Here is a 15,823-nt window from a genome sequence, read left to right on the forward strand (position 1 = left end):
TGGGTACGGTCAGGGCATGGCACCGACCAGCGAGACTCTGACCGCCGAGCGCATCCTCGAAGCCACCGAGGAGGTGCTGCGCCGCCACGGACCGGCCAAGGCCACCGTGGTGGACGTCGCCCGGGCGCTCGGCGTCAGCCACGGCAGTGTCTACCGCCACTTCCGGACGAAGGCGGCGTTGCGTGAGGCGGTCACCAAGCGCTGGCTGGACCGCACGTCCGGGCAGTTGTCCGGGATCGCAGAGGCGGACCGCGTCCCGGAGGCCCGGCTGCGGGACTGGCTCGCCGCACTGTTCGCCGCGAAGCGCCGCAAGGCGGGCGAGGACCCGGAGCTCTTCGCCACGTACCTGGTCCTCACCCGCGAGGCCGGCACGGCGGTGGGCGAGCACATCACCGACCTGGAGTCCCAGCTGACCCGCATCATCCAGGCCGGCGTCGACACCGGCGACTTCGCAGCCACCGACGCGGAGGCATCGGCCAGGGCGGTGTTCCAGGCCACGGGCCGCTTCCACGACCCCTGCCATGCGACGGAGTGGGAGGAGCCGGGGGCCGAGGCCGACTTCGCGGCGGTCGTCGACCTGCTGGTGCAGGGGCTGCGGCGGACACCGTAGAGGTGTCCGGCAGTACCGGGTGCGTCCCGGCCGGGACGGGCACAGGATGGAAGTGAGGGGGGGCGCCGCGCGGGGGCGCGTAGAAGGGATGGCGATCGTGGCTCTCACATTGCGCCCGGGCACGGCCGACGATGCCGCCGAGTGCGGAAGGATCTGCTACGAGGCCTTCGCCGGCATCGCCGAGCAGCATGCGTTCCCACCCGACATCCCCAGCCCCGAAGTGGGTGTGACGCTGATCGAGGGAGCCCTGACGCACCCGGGGTTCTACAGTGTCGTCGCCGAGCTCGACGGGCGGATCGTCGGCAGCAACTTCCTGGACGAACGCTCGACCGTCGTCGGGGTCGGGCCCGTCACCGTCGACCCCACCACGCAGAACGCGGGCGTGGGCCGCCGCCTGATGCGGGACGTGATGGAGCGGGCCGCCGAGCGCGGGGCGCCGGGCATCCGGCTGCTGCAGAGCGGCTACCACAACAGGTCGTTCTCGCTCTACGTCGGCCTGGGCTTCGTCCACCGGGCCACGGTGGCCTGCGTGCAGGGCCCGCCGATCCGGCGCGCGATGCCCGGATACCCGGTGCGGGAGGCCACGGACGCGGACCTCGGCGCCTGCAACGACGTATGCCGGCAGGTCCACGGCGTCGACCGTGGCGGGGAGGTCGCCGACGCGCTCAAACAGGGCACCGCCCGGGTCGTCGAACGCGAGGGACGCGTCACCGGGTACGCCACCGACCTGGCGTTCTTCGCGCACGCCGTGGGCGAGACCACCCCGGACCTCCAGGCCCTCATCGCGGCGGCCCCGCAGTTCGGCGGCCCGGGCATCCTCGTCCCCGCGGACGACAGCGCGCTGCTCAGGTGGTGCCTGTCCAACGGCCTCAAGGTCGTGCAGCTGATGAGCCTGATGACCATCGGCCTGTACAACCGGCCCGACGGCGCGTACCTGCCCTCGATCCTCTACTAGGAGGTGTCCGGGCCGGCTCACGCCGCCGTCGGGTCCACCGTCGCCTGGTGGGCCTCCGCCAGGTGTTCCTCCGCCTTCAGCCAGGGCAGGAACTGGGCACTTCTGCGCCAGCCGCAGGTGTCGCATCTGATCGTGCGCTGCACACCCGTCCGGTTCACGCGCACCACATGCTCCCGGCCGTGCTGGTCCCAGCGGCTGACCTTGCTCGTGTCGATCTGTGTCATGGCGCCTTCCCGCGTCGAGAAATCCGGCGTTCCGGTCTGCTCGCAGCAAGGAGTGTGCAGCAAGACCAACATCAACAGGGTTTCCCCGGGGACGAGTTCTCAGACGCGGGCGGGCCCGATGCCGTCGGGGCATCACGACAACGTGCGGATATACAACGGGAGATGAGAAGCGGGGTCCTGTTATGGTGCGCCGATGTCATCGATCAGGCAGGTCCAGGTCACGTTCGACTGCGCCGAACCCGAGCGGGTGGCCCGCTTCTGGTGCGAGGTGCTGGGGTACGTCGTACCGCCGCCGCCCGAGGGGTTCGCGTCGTGGGGCGACTTCGATCGCACCCTGCCGCCCGAGCGCCGGGGTGCCGGGTTCGTGTGCGGTGATCCCTCGGGTGCGGGCCCGCGGCTGTACTTCCAGCGCGTCCCCGAAGTCAAGGTGGTCAAGAACCGGGTGCATCTCGATGTACGTGTCGGCACCGGGCTCGTGGGGGAGGAGCGCCTCGCCACGCTCGAAGCCGAGTGCGCACGACTGGTCGCGCTCGGCGCCACACGCGTGCAGGTGCTGCTCGCCGACGAGTACGACGAGTCGTGCATCGTGATGCAGGACATCGAGGGCAACGAGTTCTGTCTCGACTGAGCCGATCCGGGTCGCAGACGCGGCCGGTGCCGGCGAGGGCCGGGCCCGGGGGTCGTCCGGGGCTCAGCCGCTCGATCCGGCGGTCTGCCGTACCCCCGGCGACTCCAGCCGCTGTGCGGCCCGTTCGGCGGTTCCCCGAGCCCACTGTCCGTTCGTCACCGCCCCGAGCGCCAGCACCGCGAACCCGCACACCGCCAGAATCCACCACCCGGGCCGTGCCGCGGACACGAACGTGTCCCGGTACGAGGACGAACCGACGCCCGAGGCGAGGACCGCGCCCACCACGGCCACCCCCAGCGTCTGCCCGAGCTGCCGGCTGGTGGAAGCGACCGCGGCGGCCACGCCCGCCTGGGCGCGCGGCATGCCGGACACCGCCGTGTTGGTGATGGGCGCGTTGACGAAACCGAAGCCGATGCCGAAGAGGACGTAGCCGGCGAAGAGCGTGACGTTCGAGGTCTCCGCCTCGAACGCGGCGAACAGGACACCGCTCGCGGTCATCGCGCAGCCCGCGATCAGCAGGGGCAGGCGCGGGCCGCGCGCGCCCACCAGACGGCCCGACAGCGGTGCGCACAGGAACGTCGGGACCGCCATCGGCAGCATCCACAGGCCGGCCTCCAGGGCGGTCAGGCCGCGTACGTTCTGCAGGTACAGCGTCGACAGGAAGAGGAAGCCGCCGAGCGCGGCGAACGCGCTGATCGCGATGACCGTCGCCCCGCTGAACGGCGCCGAGCGGAAGAAGCGCAGGTCGATCAGGGGCTCCGCGCGGCGCGACTCGTACCGGAGCAGGCCGGCGAGGGCCGCCAGGGCCACGACGACCAGCGGGGCGATGGAGGTGAACGGCGTGCTCGGCGCCTCGATGATCGCGTACGTGAGCGAGCCGAACAGCGCGATCACCAGCACCTGCCCCACGGGGTCGGGGCGGCGAGCGCGAGGCGCGCGGGACTCGGGCACGAAACGCAGGGTGAGCAGCAGCGCCGCCAGGCCCACCGGCAGGTTGATCCAGAAGATGGAGCGCCAGCCGACGGAGTCGACCAGGAGGCCTCCGACGAGAGGGCCGGCGGCCATCGATATGCCGACGACCGCGCCCCAGACGCCGATCGCCCGGGCCCGCTCGCGGGGGTCGGTGAAGGTGTTGGTGATGATCGACATGGCGACCGGGTTCAGCATCGAGCCGCCCACCGCCTGCACCATCCGGAACGCGACCAGCGCCTGAAGGTTCGGCGCGAGGGAGCACAGGACCGAGCCGATCGTGAACACGACCAGGCCCGCCATGAAAACGCGTTTGCGGCCGATCCGGTCGGCCGTGGAGCCCGCGAGCATCAGCAGCGAGGCCAGGACCAGCGTGTACGCGTCGATCGTCCACTGCAGACCCGACGTGCCGGCGTGCAGGTCCTGCTGCATGGACGGCAGGGCCACGTTCAGGACCGTGTTGTCCAGGCTCACGATCAGCAGGCTCATGCAGCAGATCGCGAGCACCAGCATCCGGCGGCGGGGACTGAGCTCGGGCATGCGCTTCATCGTACGCCGAATTCGATAGTGTGGCTAACTAATGAATTTTGCCATCTCATTGCACGGCACAATGGAGGCATGTCCGCGCCCCTCCAGATCGGTCCGCACACCGTCCAGCCGCCTGTCGTCCTGGCCCCCATGGCCGGGATCACCAACGCGCCCTTCCGTACGCTCTGCCGGGAGTTCAGCGGTGGCAAGGGCCTGTTCGTCAGCGAGATGATCACCACCAGGGCGCTGGTCGAACGCAACGAGAAGACCATGCAGCTCATTCACTTCGACGCGAGTGAGCGGCCCCGCTCCATCCAGCTGTACGGCGTGGACCCCGCGACCGTCGGCAAGGCCGTCCGCATGATCGCGGAAGAGGACCTCGCCGACCACATCGACCTGAACTTCGGCTGTCCGGTGCCGAAGGTCACGCGCAAGGGCGGCGGCTCCGCGCTGCCGTACAAGCGGAACCTGCTGCGGGCCATCCTGCGTGAGGCCGTCAGCGGCGCCGGCGAGCTGCCCGTGACGATGAAGATGCGCAAGGGCATCGACGACGACCACATCACCTACCTCGACGCCGGCCGGATCGCCGTCGAGGAGGGCGTCACCGCCATCGCCCTGCACGGCCGCACCGCCGCCCAGCACTACGGCGGCACCGCCGACTGGGAGGCCATCGCCCGGCTGAAGGAGCACGTGCCGGAGATCCCGGTGCTCGGCAACGGCGACATCTGGTCGGCCGAGGACGCCCTGCGGATGGTGCGCGAGACCGGCTGCGACGGTGTGGTCGTCGGGCGCGGGTGCCTGGGGCGGCCCTGGCTGTTCTCCGACCTCGTGGCGGCCTTCGAGGGGCGCCCCCAGGACATCGCCCGTCCCGCCCTGCGCGAGGTCGCCGACGTCATGGTCCGCCACGCCACCCTGCTCGGGGAGTGGATCGGCGACGAGGCCCGGGGCGTGATCGACTTCCGCAAGCACGTGGCCTGGTACCTGAAGGGCTTCGCGGTCGGCTCCGAGATGCGCAAGCGCCTCGCCGTCACCTCCTCGCTCCAGGAGCTGCGCTCCGGCCTGGACGAGCTGGACCTCGACCAGCCCTGGCCCGCCGGCGCAGACGGACCCCGGGGCCGTACGTCCGGCAACAACCGGGTGGTGCTGCCGGACGGCTGGCTGAAGGACCCCTACGACTGCGCCGGGGTCGGCGAGGACGCCGAGCTCGACACCTCCGGCGGCTGATCAGCCCGTGGAGGGGTGCGGTGTGGAGCCGAACGCCTTCAGGAAGCGGTCGCGGAAGGCGTCCATCTTCCACACGGGCGCGTCCCGGCCGGGCTTGAGGCCCTCCGTCCAGTTCCAGCCGGCGACCTTGTCCAGGACCTTCGGGTCCTTCGCGACGATCGACACCGGCACGTCCCGGGAGGCGCGGTTCCCGCTGACCCGGGCGATGGGCTGGTGGTCGCCGAGGAAGACCAGCACGGTGTCGTCGGTGCCGTAGCGCTGAAGCCACTGGGTGAGGCTGGTGAGCGAGTACTGGATGGACCTGCCGTACTCCTCGCGGGACCTGGCGGTGTCGGTGATGACGTCCGACGCCTTGTTGCCTGCCTTCTGGATCGCCTCGAAGACCGAGCCGTCGCCGAGCTCGTCCCAGCCGACCATCTTCGGGAGGGGCGCCCAGGGCTGGTGGCTGGAGGTCAGGATGACGAAGGACATCAGCGGCTTGTCCCGCTTCCTGCCGTGCACCTGCCGCTGGAACGCCTCCAGCGCGTACTGGTCGGGCATGGTCGACCAGCTGAACTTCGGGCCCCGGTAGCCCAGGTCGAAGGCGTCGTAGAGCTTGTCGAGGCCGTACCACTTCTCCTCCGGCCAGCCCTTCTGCACGCCCGGCATGACGCCGACCGTGTCCCACGCGCCGGTCTTCTGGAACGCCTTGGTGAGGGTGAGGTGGTCGCCCGCGGTGACCGTGCGGTAGCGGCGCTGGTTGTCGATCCACAGGCCGGACATGGTCGTGGAGTGGCCGAGCCAGCTGCTGCCGCCGTACGTCGCCGAGGTCAGCCAGCCGCTGCGGGCGGCGAAGCCGGCCTTCTCCAGTGCCTTGGTGCCGGTGTCGAGGGTGCGGTCGACGCCGGGGGCCATGGCCGGGTCCTCGATCGCGCTGCGGCCGTAGCTCTCGACGAACGTGAAGATCACGTCCTTGCCGCGCAGGTCCGTGAGGAGCTGACCGGGCGGGGTGTTGCCGAAGGTGTCCGCCTTCGCCTGCTGCACGAACGCCGCCTCGTCCCGCAGCGACTCCACCGTCCGCTGCGCGTGCACCCTGAGCGCCCCGGCGCCCCGCTCGGAGGCGACCGGGCCGCCGAACAGCGTCAGGCCCAGCGCGGAGCAGGTGACCCAGGTGGTGCCGGCGATCAGGGTGCCCTTGGTCGCCCGCGCCCGATGGCGGGCCAGCACGCTCGCGAGCCGGACCGCCGCCGCGACCATGACGGCCGCCACGAGCAGCACGAGCAGCACCGCGCCGACGGCGGCGGCGGTCGCGACGCCCCCGCCCAGCGTGTCCTCGACGTACGCCTGCGCGTCGGGCAGCAGATCCCAGTCGAGCGCGGCGTTGAAGCCCCGGCCCAGATACTCGTTGAACCCCATGTCGAGCAGATTCACCGTGGTCAGGGCGGTGAGGCCGAGCCCGTACAGGACCGCCGCCGCCAGCCGGGGCCGGGGCGGCAGCGCCAGGACGACGACGGCCCCGATGACCGCCTCGGCCGGGATCCGCGCGAAGCTGACCGCCTTCAGGGCCGGGAGGGTGTTGGGCAGCAGCAGCGCCCCGAGGACCAGGACGGCGGCGAGGGCGGTGGTGGTCAGGTGGAGGACGCGGGCGGCGCGGGGGAGGCGGGTGCGCCAGGTACGGAGGCGGCTGAGGCGTGTCCCGGCTCCGGCGCTCTCCGCCTCCTCAGAGGCGTCCGCCCGCACGTCACGCTCCGGTGGGGAATCGGCCCCGGACATCCCGTCGACCGGCCGCGACGACCGGTGGAAGCGTGTGAAGACAGGCACCCGGAGGTCCTTCCCGTTCAAAGCCCGGTGAGGTGGCGGACCCGCGTGGGGGTGCGGGTCCGCCACCGTTCCGTACGGGACGTTCCTCGGGTGTGTTCAGCCCGCCGGGCCGGCGCTCGGCAAACACCCGGCAAACACTGGGGGTGTCGTTCGGTCCAACCGGCCCTCAGACCACGCCGACCGCCGTGAGCAGCGCCAACGGGGCCGACGCCGAACGGGATTCACGCACGCACGCGTGCGGGTACGGCACCGGCTCCGGGTGGGTGTCGCGTCCGTAGCCCGCGAGGACCTCCGGCAGCCGGTGGCCGGTCGCGCCCGCCGCGTCGACCAGGCCGTGGGCGATCGCGCGGGCCTCGTCGTGCAGCCCGTAGCGGGCCAGGCCCAGGGCGATCAGCGCGTTGTCGTGCGGCCAGACCGAGCCGCGGTGGTAGGAGAGCGGGTGGTACGCCGGCTGCCCGGCGGCGAGGGTGCGGACGCCCCAGCCGGAGAAGAAGTCCGGTTCGAGGAGCCGCCGGCCGACGAGTTCGCCGTACTCCTTGTCCAGCAGCCCCGACCACAGCAGGTGCCCGGCGTCCGAGGCCAGCGCGTCGACCTGCCGGCCCCGGCCGTCGAGCGCGAGGGCCGGGAAGGAGTGCTCCGGCATCCAGAAGTCCCGCTGGAAACGGTCGCGCAGGTCTCCGGCCGCCTGCTCCAGCAGATGGGCGTACGTCGAGTCCTGCCACACCGTGCGGGCCAGGCCCGCCGTGCGGCGCAGGGCGTCGTAGGCGTAGCCCTGGGCGCCCGCGGCCGTCACCGGCCCGTGCGGGCGGGTGCCTTCGGCGGAGCAGATCGCGCCGGGGGAGTCCTTCCAGTTCTGGTTGGCGAGACCGCCCTGGTCGGCGCGGTAGACGAGGTAGCCGCGCGAGGTCAGGCCGCCGTGGTCGAGCATCCAGGTGATCGCGGCCCGGGCGTGGGATTCGAGGCGGCGGGCCGGGCCGGTGTCGCCGGTGTGCTCGGTGTACGCACCGAGCAGGACGAGGAACAGCGGGGTGGCGTCGACCGAGCCGTAGTAGCGGCCGTAGGGGACCTGACCGAAGTGCGCCAGTTCGCCGTGCCGCACCTCGTGCACGATCTTGCCGGGCTGGGCGATCTCGTCGGCGCCGGTCCCGGTGGCCTGGGTCGCGGCGAGCGCGGGAAGGGTGGCGGCCGCCAGCCGTGGCCGGTAGGGCAGGGTGAACAGGGAGGTCAGCAGGGCGTCCCTGCCCAGCAGCGTCAGGAACCAGGGGGCACCGGCGGCCGGGACGCGCAGGTCCTCGCCGTCCGGGCCGGTCGCCGGGATGTGGAGGGCCGCGAGGTCGGCGAGACCCCGGGTGCAGGCCGCGGCCAGCTCGGGCCAGCCGCTCGGGAAGGCCACGCCCTGGACGAAATCGCCCTCCTGGGCGCGGAGTTGCTCCTGGACGGCGGCGGGGGAGCGGGGTACGCGCAGGGCCCGCCGATCGCCGTGCGGGCGGGCCATGACCCGCAGGGTCAGCTCGGCGGTGCCGTGCGGTTCGAGGTCCAGGGCCCAGGCCAGGCGGCGGGCTCCGGTGCCGGTCTCCTCCACGGCGTCCGGCTGCGGGTCGGCCGTCACGGTCGTGACGGAACGCCATTCGCCGCGCCGGTAGGCGAATTCCACTCCGTGGCCGAGCACTCGGCGGGAGCGGACGGCGCCCGCCTTCGTGTAGGTGCGGTGGTCGGAGCGCAGCTCGAACTGGTCGGTGAAGTCGGCGTCGGCGGTGACCGCGAGACGGACCGTCGTCGGCACCGGACGGTTGCTGGTGACGCGCAGCGACTCCACGAACGAGGAGTCCCCGACGGCCTGTTCGCGGAAGAGCGTGTACGCGGGCGGCTCGTCGCGGCCGCCGCGCGGGACGAGGACACAGCGCGCGGTGTCCCCGTCCGCCACCGGGGTCAGCGTGTCGGGCACCGCCCCGTCGACGGTGAGCTGCCACCGGCTCAGATGCCGGGCGTCCCGTACGAACATGCCGTCCGGGGCGCTGCCGCCCCGGTAGCCGCTGATGTCGCCGCGGTCGCCGACGGCGGCGAACGTCCGGCCGTACACGAGCAGATGATGCCGGTCCGTCATCCCCGGTTCCCTCCCTTGGTCGCCGTGAGGCCGTTCCTGCCCCGTGCGGGCCGGTCGTGCAGCAGGTCGAGCGTGAGCGCGGCGGTCCAGCCGAAGCCGGTGACGCCGCAGGCCTGTGCCGTGTACGGGTCGACGTACTCCGCGAAGCCGGAGGCGCCGGCGGTGTGCAGCATGCCCTTGCGCAGAGCGTCGGCCCGGCCGCGCTCGCCGTGCAGCCGCAGACCGCGCTCCAGCAGCCAGTTGGTGTTGAACCAGGCCGGGCCGCGCCAGTAGCGGTGCGGGTCGAAGGCATCGCCGAGCAGGTCGTAGCTCGGGACCAGGCGGGTCGTGCCGCCGAGGCCGAAGTGCGGGCCGCACATCGTGCGGACCAGGGTGGCCGCGAGGTCTCCGGGCAGGTCCGGCAGCAGCAGGGGGACGAGGCCGGAGACACCGCGCTCGGGGATCAGCTCCCCGGCGCGCACGTCCCGGCACAGGAACATCCCCGCCGCCGGGTCCCACAGCCGCTCCACCAGGGCCGCCGTCAGACGCTCCGCGTGGGCCTGCCGGGCCGAGCCGGCCAGGCCCAGCTCGTGGGCGATGCGGGCCAGGGCGTACTCGGAGGCGACGAGCAGCGCGTTGAAGGCCGGGTCCTCCACGGCGAAGTCGCCCACCCGTCTCCCACCACCGCCCTCGACCGTGGCCCTGCGGGCCGCCCCTCGGGCCGGGCCGTCGTCGTATCCGCGGTCCCGGTAGTCGGCCGCCAGCCGCACGTACCGCCCGTAGTCCAGATCCGTGGGCCGGTCGTCGGGGGCGCCGTGGTCGAGGTCGGCGCGGCGGAAGGAGCGGGCCGGGGCCGGGGTGACCCGGGACAGCGGACGGTCCCAGCAGGGACTGTTGTCCATACCCTGCTCCCAGGGGTGCACGACGGACACCAGCCCGCCCCCGCCGAGGTCGCGCCGGTGCAGGAGGTAGTCGTGCCAGGCGGCCAGCCGGGGGTACATCCGGGTGAGGAAGCCGCGTGCCCTGGACAGGCCGGGGTCGGCGAGGTGCACCAGCCACGCGGCCAGGGCGTGCACCGGTGGCTGCACGATCCCGGAGGTCTGTACGGTGCGCGGGGCGCCGGCGGCGCGCCCGGCGGCCGACGAGCGCCAGAAGTCGGGGCTCGGGAAGTACGCGTCGAGGGGGACGGAGGGGTTGAAGACGATGTGCGGGACCCGCCCGTCCGCCCACTGGGCCGCCAGCAGCGTCTCCAGTTCCGTCTGTGCCCGTAACGGCGAGATGTGCCGCAGGCCGATCGCGATGAACGCCGAGTCCCAGGACCACTGGTGCGGATACAGACCGCGCGAGGGCACGGTGGACTCGCCCGTCCAGTTGCCCTCGAGCACTTGTGCGGCCCTCATCTACAAGGGGAACGGCGCGGCGGCCGGATCGTATGCGAAACCGCGCCCCGCGGGACGCGTGGTGAGCTGGGCGATGCGATCCACTCGGGGCTCTCCCAAAGACGTACTCCTGACCGGGATCGGCAGGGGCTACCGTAGGGTTACGTCTATTTAACACGCAAAACCCAATATGTAATGCAGGGTTGGGAAACACAAGGGGGTGCGCATGACGGGACGCGTTCAGGCGAGCGCCGGTGATCTGCTCGAACTGGTGCGCAGTCGCCGCGCCGTGACCCGGGGTGCGCTGCAACAGGCGACCGGACTGTCCCGCGCGACCGTCGGGCAGCGGCTGGACCGGCTCTTCCGCGCGGGCTGGCTGCGCGAGGGCGCCGGGGGGCCGGTCGGCTCACCGCTCGGCGGACGGCCCTCCATCACCCTGGAGTTCGACGACGAGCACGCGGTGGTCCTGGCCGCCGACCTCGACACCCGGCACGCGCGGGCGGCCGTGCTGTCGCTGAGCGGCGAGATCCTCACCGAGCACTCCGGCACCCTGGTCGTCGAGGACGGGCCGGACGCCGTGCTCGGCGAACTCGGCCGCTGGTTCGCCGAGTTGCTGGCGAAGACCGGAAACGGGGCGGAGGCGGTCTGCGGGGTCGGGCTCGCGGTGCCCGGCCCGGTCGACACCGAGACCGGCCGCGTCGTCCAGCCGCCGATCATGCCCGGCTGGGACGGCTACGACATAAGGGGACGGCTGGCCCGGGCGCTCACCGGGCACGCGGGCGCCACCGGGGTGCCGGTGCTGGTGGACAACGACGCCAACCTCATGGCGTACGGCGAACAGCGCGTCGGCTACCCCGACTGTTCCGCCTTCGTGCTGGTCAAGGTCTCCACCGGCATCGGCGCCGGGGTCGTGGTGGACGGTTCGGTGTTCCGGGGCGTCGACGGCGGCGCCGGCGACATCGGGCACATCCGCGTGCCGGAGGGCGCCGAGGCGCTGTGCCGGTGCGGTGCGTACGGCTGTCTGGCCGCCGTCGCGAGCGGTGGCGCGGTGGCACGGCGGCTGGCCGAGGCCGGGGTGCCGGCGGCCTCCGGCTCGGACGTACGGGACCTGCTGGCGTCCGGGCACCCCGAGGCGGTCGGACTCGCCCGGGAGGCCGGGCGCCGGGTGGGGGACGTCCTCGCGACCGTCGTGACGCTGCTCAACCCCGGCGTCCTGATGATCGCCGGGGATCTGGCCGGAACTCCCTTCCTGACGGGCGTGCGCGAACTGCTGTACCAGCGGGCGCTGCCCCGCTCCACCGCCCACCTGGACGTGGTGACCGCGCGGCTGGGTGAGCGGGCCGCGCTGGTCGGGGCCGGTGCGATGGTCGTGGAGCATCTCTACAAGCCCGAGCGGGCCGAGGAGCGGTTGCGCGCGCTCGGGGTGTGACGGCCGCGTTTCGGTCCCGGGACGCGTCCGCATGGTGAAATTCCGTCGGCTGTGGCAGCGTGATTCTCGCCACCCCTGATAAGGGTTGCGCTCAGATGAGCGGATCTTGAGCGACTGCACTTCTCCAAAGGGTGGCACTGAGTGCCACCCTTTGATCGTTCATCGAGCGAAATCAAATGTGCGGAAACACCGCTCACATGAGCGCTCGATGGGGTCCGAGGAGGTTCTTGCGTTCAAGAAGTGAAAACATGCGCCTGTGATCGCTTGCCGAGCCTTGACTTTCGATCCGCTGGCGGACGAGTGGTTACAGGCGTATGACGCGCGAGTAGACGTACCCAGACGCCTTTGATCTGGGTATGTTCCTCGCCGTCAGGGCAGCCACCGCGTCCTCGAGGAGTCGAGACCCGTGTCGGAAAACAAAGATCTCCCGGTAGCCGAGCAGGCCGCGAGCGTTGAGGGCGTGAAGTTCGTCTACGGCTTCACCGAGGGCAACAAGGACCTCAAGGACCTCCTCGGTGGCAAGGGCGCGAACCTCGCCGAGATGACGAACCTCGGTCTTCCGGTCCCTCCCGGCTTCACGATCACCACCGAGGCCTGCAAGACCTACCTGGACAGCGGCGAGGAGCCGGCGGCACTGCGTGACGAGGTGAGTGCACACCTCGACGCGCTGGAGGCCCGCATGGGCAAGAAGCTCGGGCAGGCCGACGACCCGCTGCTGGTGTCGGTGCGCTCGGGCGCCAAGTTCTCCATGCCCGGCATGATGGACACCGTCCTCAACATCGGCCTTTCCGACAAGTCCGTGCAGGGACTGGCCAAGCAGGCCGGCGACGACCGGTTCGCGTGGGACTCCTACCGCCGCCTCATCCAGATGTTCGGCAAGACCGTCCTGGGCGTCGACGGCGAGCTGTTCGAGGACGCGCTGGAGGCGGCGAAGACGGCCAAGAAGGTCACGGTCGACACCGAGCTGGAGGCCGCCGACCTCAAGAAGCTCGTCACCAAGTTCAAGAAGATCGTCAAGACCGAGGCCGGCCGGGACTTCCCTCAGGACCCGCGCGAGCAGATGGACCTCGCCATCCACGCCGTCTTCGACTCCTGGAACACCGACCGGGCCAAGCTCTACCGCCGTCAGGAGCGCATCCCGCACGACCTGGGCACGGCCGTCAACGTCTGCTCCATGGTGTTCGGCAACCTCGGCCCCGACTCCGGCACCGGAGTCGCCTTCACCCGCGACCCCGCCTCCGGCCACCAGGGCGTCTACGGCGACTACCTCCAGAACGCCCAGGGCGAGGACGTCGTCGCCGGCATCCGCAACACCGTGCCGCTCGCCGAGCTGGAGTCGATCGACAAGAAGTCGTACGACCAGCTGATGCAGATCATGGAGACGCTGGAGAACCACTACAAGGATCTCTGCGACATCGAGTTCACCATCGAGCGCGGTGTGCTGTGGATGCTCCAGACCCGCGTCGGCAAGCGCACCGCGGGCGCCGCGTTCCGCATCGCGACCCAGCTGGTGGACCAGGGCCTGATCGACGAGGCCGAGGCGCTCACCCGCGTCAACGGCGCCCAGCTCGCGCAGCTGATGTTCCCGCGCTTCGACGAGAGCGCGAAGGTCGCGACGGTCGGCCGGGGCATCGCGGCCTCGCCGGGCGCGGCGGTCGGCAAGGCCGTCTTCGACTCCTACACGGCCGTGAAGTGGTCGCGTTCGGGCGAGAAGGTCATCCTGATCCGCCGTGAGACCAACCCCGACGACCTGGACGGCATGATCGCCGCCGAGGGCATCCTGACCTCGCGCGGCGGCAAGACCTCCCACGCGGCCGTGGTCGCGCGCGGCATGGGCAAGACCTGTGTCTGCGGCGCCGAGGAGCTGGAGGTCGACACCAAGCGCCGCCGGATGACCGTGCCGGGCGGGCACGTCGTCGAGGAGGGCGACGTCGTCTCCATCGACGGCTCCTCGGGCAAGGTCTACCTCGGTGAGGTACCCGTCGTGCCGTCGCCGGTCGTGGAGTACTTCGAGGGCCGGATGCACCCGGGTGCCGACGACGCCGACGAGCTCGTCGAGGCCGTGCACCGGATGATGGCCTTCGCCGACCGCAAGCGCCGCCTGCGGGTGCGCGCCAACGCCGACAACGCCGAGGACGCGCTGCGCGCCCGCCGCTTCGGCGCCCAGGGCATCGGCCTGTGCCGCACCGAGCACATGTTCCTCGGCGACCGGCGCGAGCTGGTGGAGCGGCTGATCCTGGCCGACACGGACACCGAGCGCGAGGAGTCCCTCAAGCAGCTGCTCCCGCTCCAGAAGCAGGACTTCGTGCAGCTCTTCGAGTCCATGGACGGCCTCCCGGTCACCGTCCGCCTGCTGGACCCGCCGCTGCACGAGTTCCTCCCGGACATCACCGAGCTGTCCGTCCGCGTGGCCCTCGCCGAGTCCCGCCAGGAGCCGCACGAGAACGAACTGCGCCTGCTCCAGGCCGTGCACCGGCTGCACGAGCAGAACCCGATGCTGGGTCTGCGCGGTGTGCGCCTCGGCCTGGTCATCCCCGGCCTGTTCACCATGCAGGTCCGGGCGATCGCCGAGGCCGCGGCCGAGCGCAAGGCCGCCAAGGGCGACCCGCGCGCCGAGATCATGATCCCGCTCGTCGGCACGGTCCAGGAGCTGGAGATCGTGCGCGAGGAGGCGGACCAGGTCATCGCCGAGGTCGAGGCGGCCTCGGGCGCGCAGCTGAAGCTGTCCATCGGCACGATGATCGAGCTGCCGCGCGCCGCGCTCACCGCCGGTCAGATCGCCGAGGCCGCCGAGTTCTTCTCCTTCGGCACGAACGACCTGACCCAGACGGTGTGGGGCTTCTCCCGCGACGACGTGGAGGCCAGCTTCTTCACCGCGTACCTGGAGAAGGGCATCTTCGGTGTCTCCCCGTTCGAGACGATCGACAAGGACGGCGTCGGCTCCCTGGTGAAACTGGCCGCCAAGGCCGGCCGCGAGACCCGCCCCGACCTCAAGCTCGGCGTCTGCGGCGAGCACGGCGGCGACCCGGAGTCGGTCCACTTCTTCCACGAGGTCGGACTCGACTACGTCTCCTGCTCCCCGTTCCGCATCCCGGTGGCCCGCCTGGAGGCGGGCAGGGCGGCGGTCCAGTCCCAGGGCAGCGACCACCGCTAGCCGGGGCCCACAGAACCCGGAGCCGCCGACGGTCCCCGACCCTCACCGATCGCGGCGGCTCCGGAGCACGAAGAAGAGCGGGGGCACACCTTGTGCGGAGGTGCGCCCCCGCTCTCTCGCGAGCTGTTCAGACGGGGGCGGGTTCGGCAGGGCCCTCAGTCGGGCACGTGTGTGGTTCGACATGGCGCTGGGCCGCTGCTTCGACGTGCTGATCCATCAGGAGCGGGTGCGGGCGGCGGACCTGCTGTCCACGTCGTGACGGGCCTGATGGGCCGTCATGGGGACAGACCTTCCCGCAGGCATACGACGGTGCCGGTCAGGGCGGCCCGGTGCAGGGCGGTGAGGGCCGGCAGCGGGGTCGTCAGCGGGGTGGATTCCAGGTCGGAGAGGGCGAACAGGCCGTCCTGGTCGTGCTCGCCGCTGTGCCTGACGGTCTGTCCGGGCGCGAGACGGCCGCCGTGGAAGTAGAAGTCGAGCACCGGGCCCGTGCCCAGCACATCGGCCCGGTGGTCGTACCCGATGAACCGCAGGTCCCCTTCGAGGGAGATGCCGGTCTCCTCGTGCAGCTCCCGACGCGCGGCACCGACGGGGTCCTCGCCGTGGTCGAGCATGCCGCCCGGCAGTCCCCAGAGCCCCGCAGCGGGCTGGCCGTCCGCGTAGCGCAGCAGCAGCATCCGGTCCTCGGCGTCGAGGAGCAGCACGCACGACGCGACGATGGTCTGGGGCAGCGTCCTGACCCACTCGTCACGCGGCAGCACGCGCTGTACGTCGGTGGCGGGCACGGTCGTGTCCACGGTGATGTTCCTTCCGTCGGCCGGGCAGCCCGGGACGAGCTGCCCG

The 15,823-nt window shown here is 71.7% G+C and carries 11 protein-coding genes and 1 pseudogene; 6 read left to right on the plus strand and 6 right to left on the minus strand.

Annotation, left to right across the window (positions count from 1 at the left end; translation table 11 throughout):
- Positions 1 to 16: 16 nt before the first annotated feature.
- The gene (locus IO24_RS0101955; protein ID WP_031131073.1) at positions 17 to 610 is read left to right on the plus strand and encodes a TetR/AcrR family transcriptional regulator; all 594 of its coding nucleotides are present in this window, start codon (positions 17 to 19) and stop codon (positions 608 to 610) included.
- An 88-nt stretch (positions 611 to 698) separates the two neighbouring features.
- Complete coding sequence (locus IO24_RS0101960) at positions 699 to 1,565, plus strand: GNAT family N-acetyltransferase (RefSeq protein ID WP_031131075.1); 867 nt, start codon at positions 699 to 701, stop codon at positions 1,563 to 1,565.
- Positions 1,566 to 1,582: 17 nt separating this feature from the next.
- Here the strand turns inward: IO24_RS0101960 and IO24_RS0101965 are convergent, their stop codons facing one another.
- The gene (locus tag IO24_RS0101965) at positions 1,583 to 1,789 is read right to left on the minus strand and encodes a hypothetical protein (protein ID WP_031131077.1); all 207 of its coding nucleotides are present in this window, start codon (positions 1,787 to 1,789) and stop codon (positions 1,583 to 1,585) included.
- Positions 1,790 to 1,982: 193 nt separating this feature from the next.
- On the opposite strand from IO24_RS0101965, the gene IO24_RS0101970 reads away from it, so the two are divergent.
- Positions 1,983 to 2,417: a VOC family protein gene (locus IO24_RS0101970; RefSeq protein WP_031131079.1), complete on the plus strand. Its 435-nt coding sequence runs from the start codon at positions 1,983 to 1,985 to the stop codon at positions 2,415 to 2,417.
- Between the two features lie 63 nt (positions 2,418 to 2,480).
- Here the strand turns inward: IO24_RS0101970 and IO24_RS0101975 are convergent, their stop codons facing one another.
- On the minus strand, positions 2,481 to 3,926 hold the full coding sequence (locus IO24_RS0101975) for an MFS transporter (protein WP_031131081.1): 1,446 nt from the start codon (positions 3,924 to 3,926) through the stop codon (positions 2,481 to 2,483).
- A 78-nt stretch (positions 3,927 to 4,004) separates the two neighbouring features.
- Here IO24_RS0101975 and dusB point away from each other — a divergent pair, with 78 nt between their 5' ends.
- Entirely contained in the window at positions 4,005 to 5,138 is a 1,134-nt protein-coding gene (gene dusB / locus IO24_RS0101980; protein WP_031131083.1) for a tRNA dihydrouridine synthase DusB, read from the plus strand.
- Here dusB and IO24_RS0101985 read toward each other — a convergent pair whose 3' ends face one another.
- From IO24_RS0101985 to IO24_RS0101995, 3 genes and pseudogenes are all read right to left on the minus strand, one after another.
- Positions 5,139 to 6,938, minus strand: coding sequence for a sulfatase-like hydrolase/transferase (locus tag IO24_RS0101985; protein WP_031131085.1), 1,800 nt, complete (start codon positions 6,936 to 6,938; stop codon positions 5,139 to 5,141).
- Positions 6,939 to 7,104: 166 nt separating this feature from the next.
- A complete protein-coding gene (locus IO24_RS0101990) occupies positions 7,105 to 9,042 on the minus strand; it encodes an amylo-alpha-1,6-glucosidase (RefSeq protein ID WP_031131087.1) in 1,938 nt (645 codons plus the stop codon).
- Positions 9,039 to 10,505: pseudogene (locus IO24_RS0101995) on the minus strand (MGH1-like glycoside hydrolase domain-containing protein). The gene IO24_RS0101990 and the pseudogene IO24_RS0101995 overlap by 4 nt, the downstream one beginning before the upstream one ends.
- 121 nt (positions 10,506 to 10,626) lie before the next feature.
- On the opposite strand from IO24_RS0101995, the gene IO24_RS0102000 reads away from it, so the two are divergent.
- Complete coding sequence (locus IO24_RS0102000; RefSeq protein WP_031131091.1) at positions 10,627 to 11,829, plus strand: ROK family transcriptional regulator; 1,203 nt, start codon at positions 10,627 to 10,629, stop codon at positions 11,827 to 11,829.
- Positions 11,830 to 12,235: 406 nt separating this feature from the next.
- Entirely contained in the window at positions 12,236 to 14,983 is a 2,748-nt protein-coding gene (ppdK, locus tag IO24_RS0102005; protein ID WP_031131093.1) for a pyruvate, phosphate dikinase, read from the plus strand.
- Between the two features lie 275 nt (positions 14,984 to 15,258).
- On the opposite strand, the gene IO24_RS0102015 is transcribed toward ppdK, so the two are convergent.
- A complete protein-coding gene (locus tag IO24_RS0102015; protein ID WP_031131095.1) occupies positions 15,259 to 15,777 on the minus strand; it encodes an NUDIX hydrolase in 519 nt (172 codons plus the stop codon).
- Positions 15,778 to 15,823: the final 46 nt, after the last annotated feature.

Source organism: Streptomyces flavovariabilis, assembly GCF_000725785.1.
GTDB classification, from domain to species: Bacteria; Actinomycetota; Actinomycetes; order Streptomycetales; family Streptomycetaceae; genus Streptomyces; species Streptomyces hawaiiensis.

Coding starts and splice junctions, on each gene's coding strand:
- IO24_RS0101955 (WP_031131073.1), top strand. CDS start 17: ATGGCACCGACCAGCGAGACTCTGACCGCCGAGCGCATCCTCGAAGCC.
- IO24_RS0101960 (WP_031131075.1), top strand. CDS start 699: ATGGCGATCGTGGCTCTCACATTGCGCCCGGGCACGGCCGACGATGCC.
- IO24_RS0101965 (WP_031131077.1), bottom strand. CDS start 1,789: ATGACACAGATCGACACGAGCAAGGTCAGCCGCTGGGACCAGCACGGC.
- IO24_RS0101970 (WP_031131079.1), top strand. CDS start 1,983: ATGTCATCGATCAGGCAGGTCCAGGTCACGTTCGACTGCGCCGAACCC.
- IO24_RS0101975 (WP_031131081.1), bottom strand. CDS start 3,926: ATGCCCGAGCTCAGTCCCCGCCGCCGGATGCTGGTGCTCGCGATCTGC.
- dusB (WP_031131083.1), top strand. CDS start 4,005: ATGTCCGCGCCCCTCCAGATCGGTCCGCACACCGTCCAGCCGCCTGTC.
- IO24_RS0101990 (WP_031131087.1), bottom strand. CDS start 9,042: ATGACGGACCGGCATCATCTGCTCGTGTACGGCCGGACGTTCGCCGCC.
- IO24_RS0102000 (WP_031131091.1), top strand. CDS start 10,627: ATGACGGGACGCGTTCAGGCGAGCGCCGGTGATCTGCTCGAACTGGTG.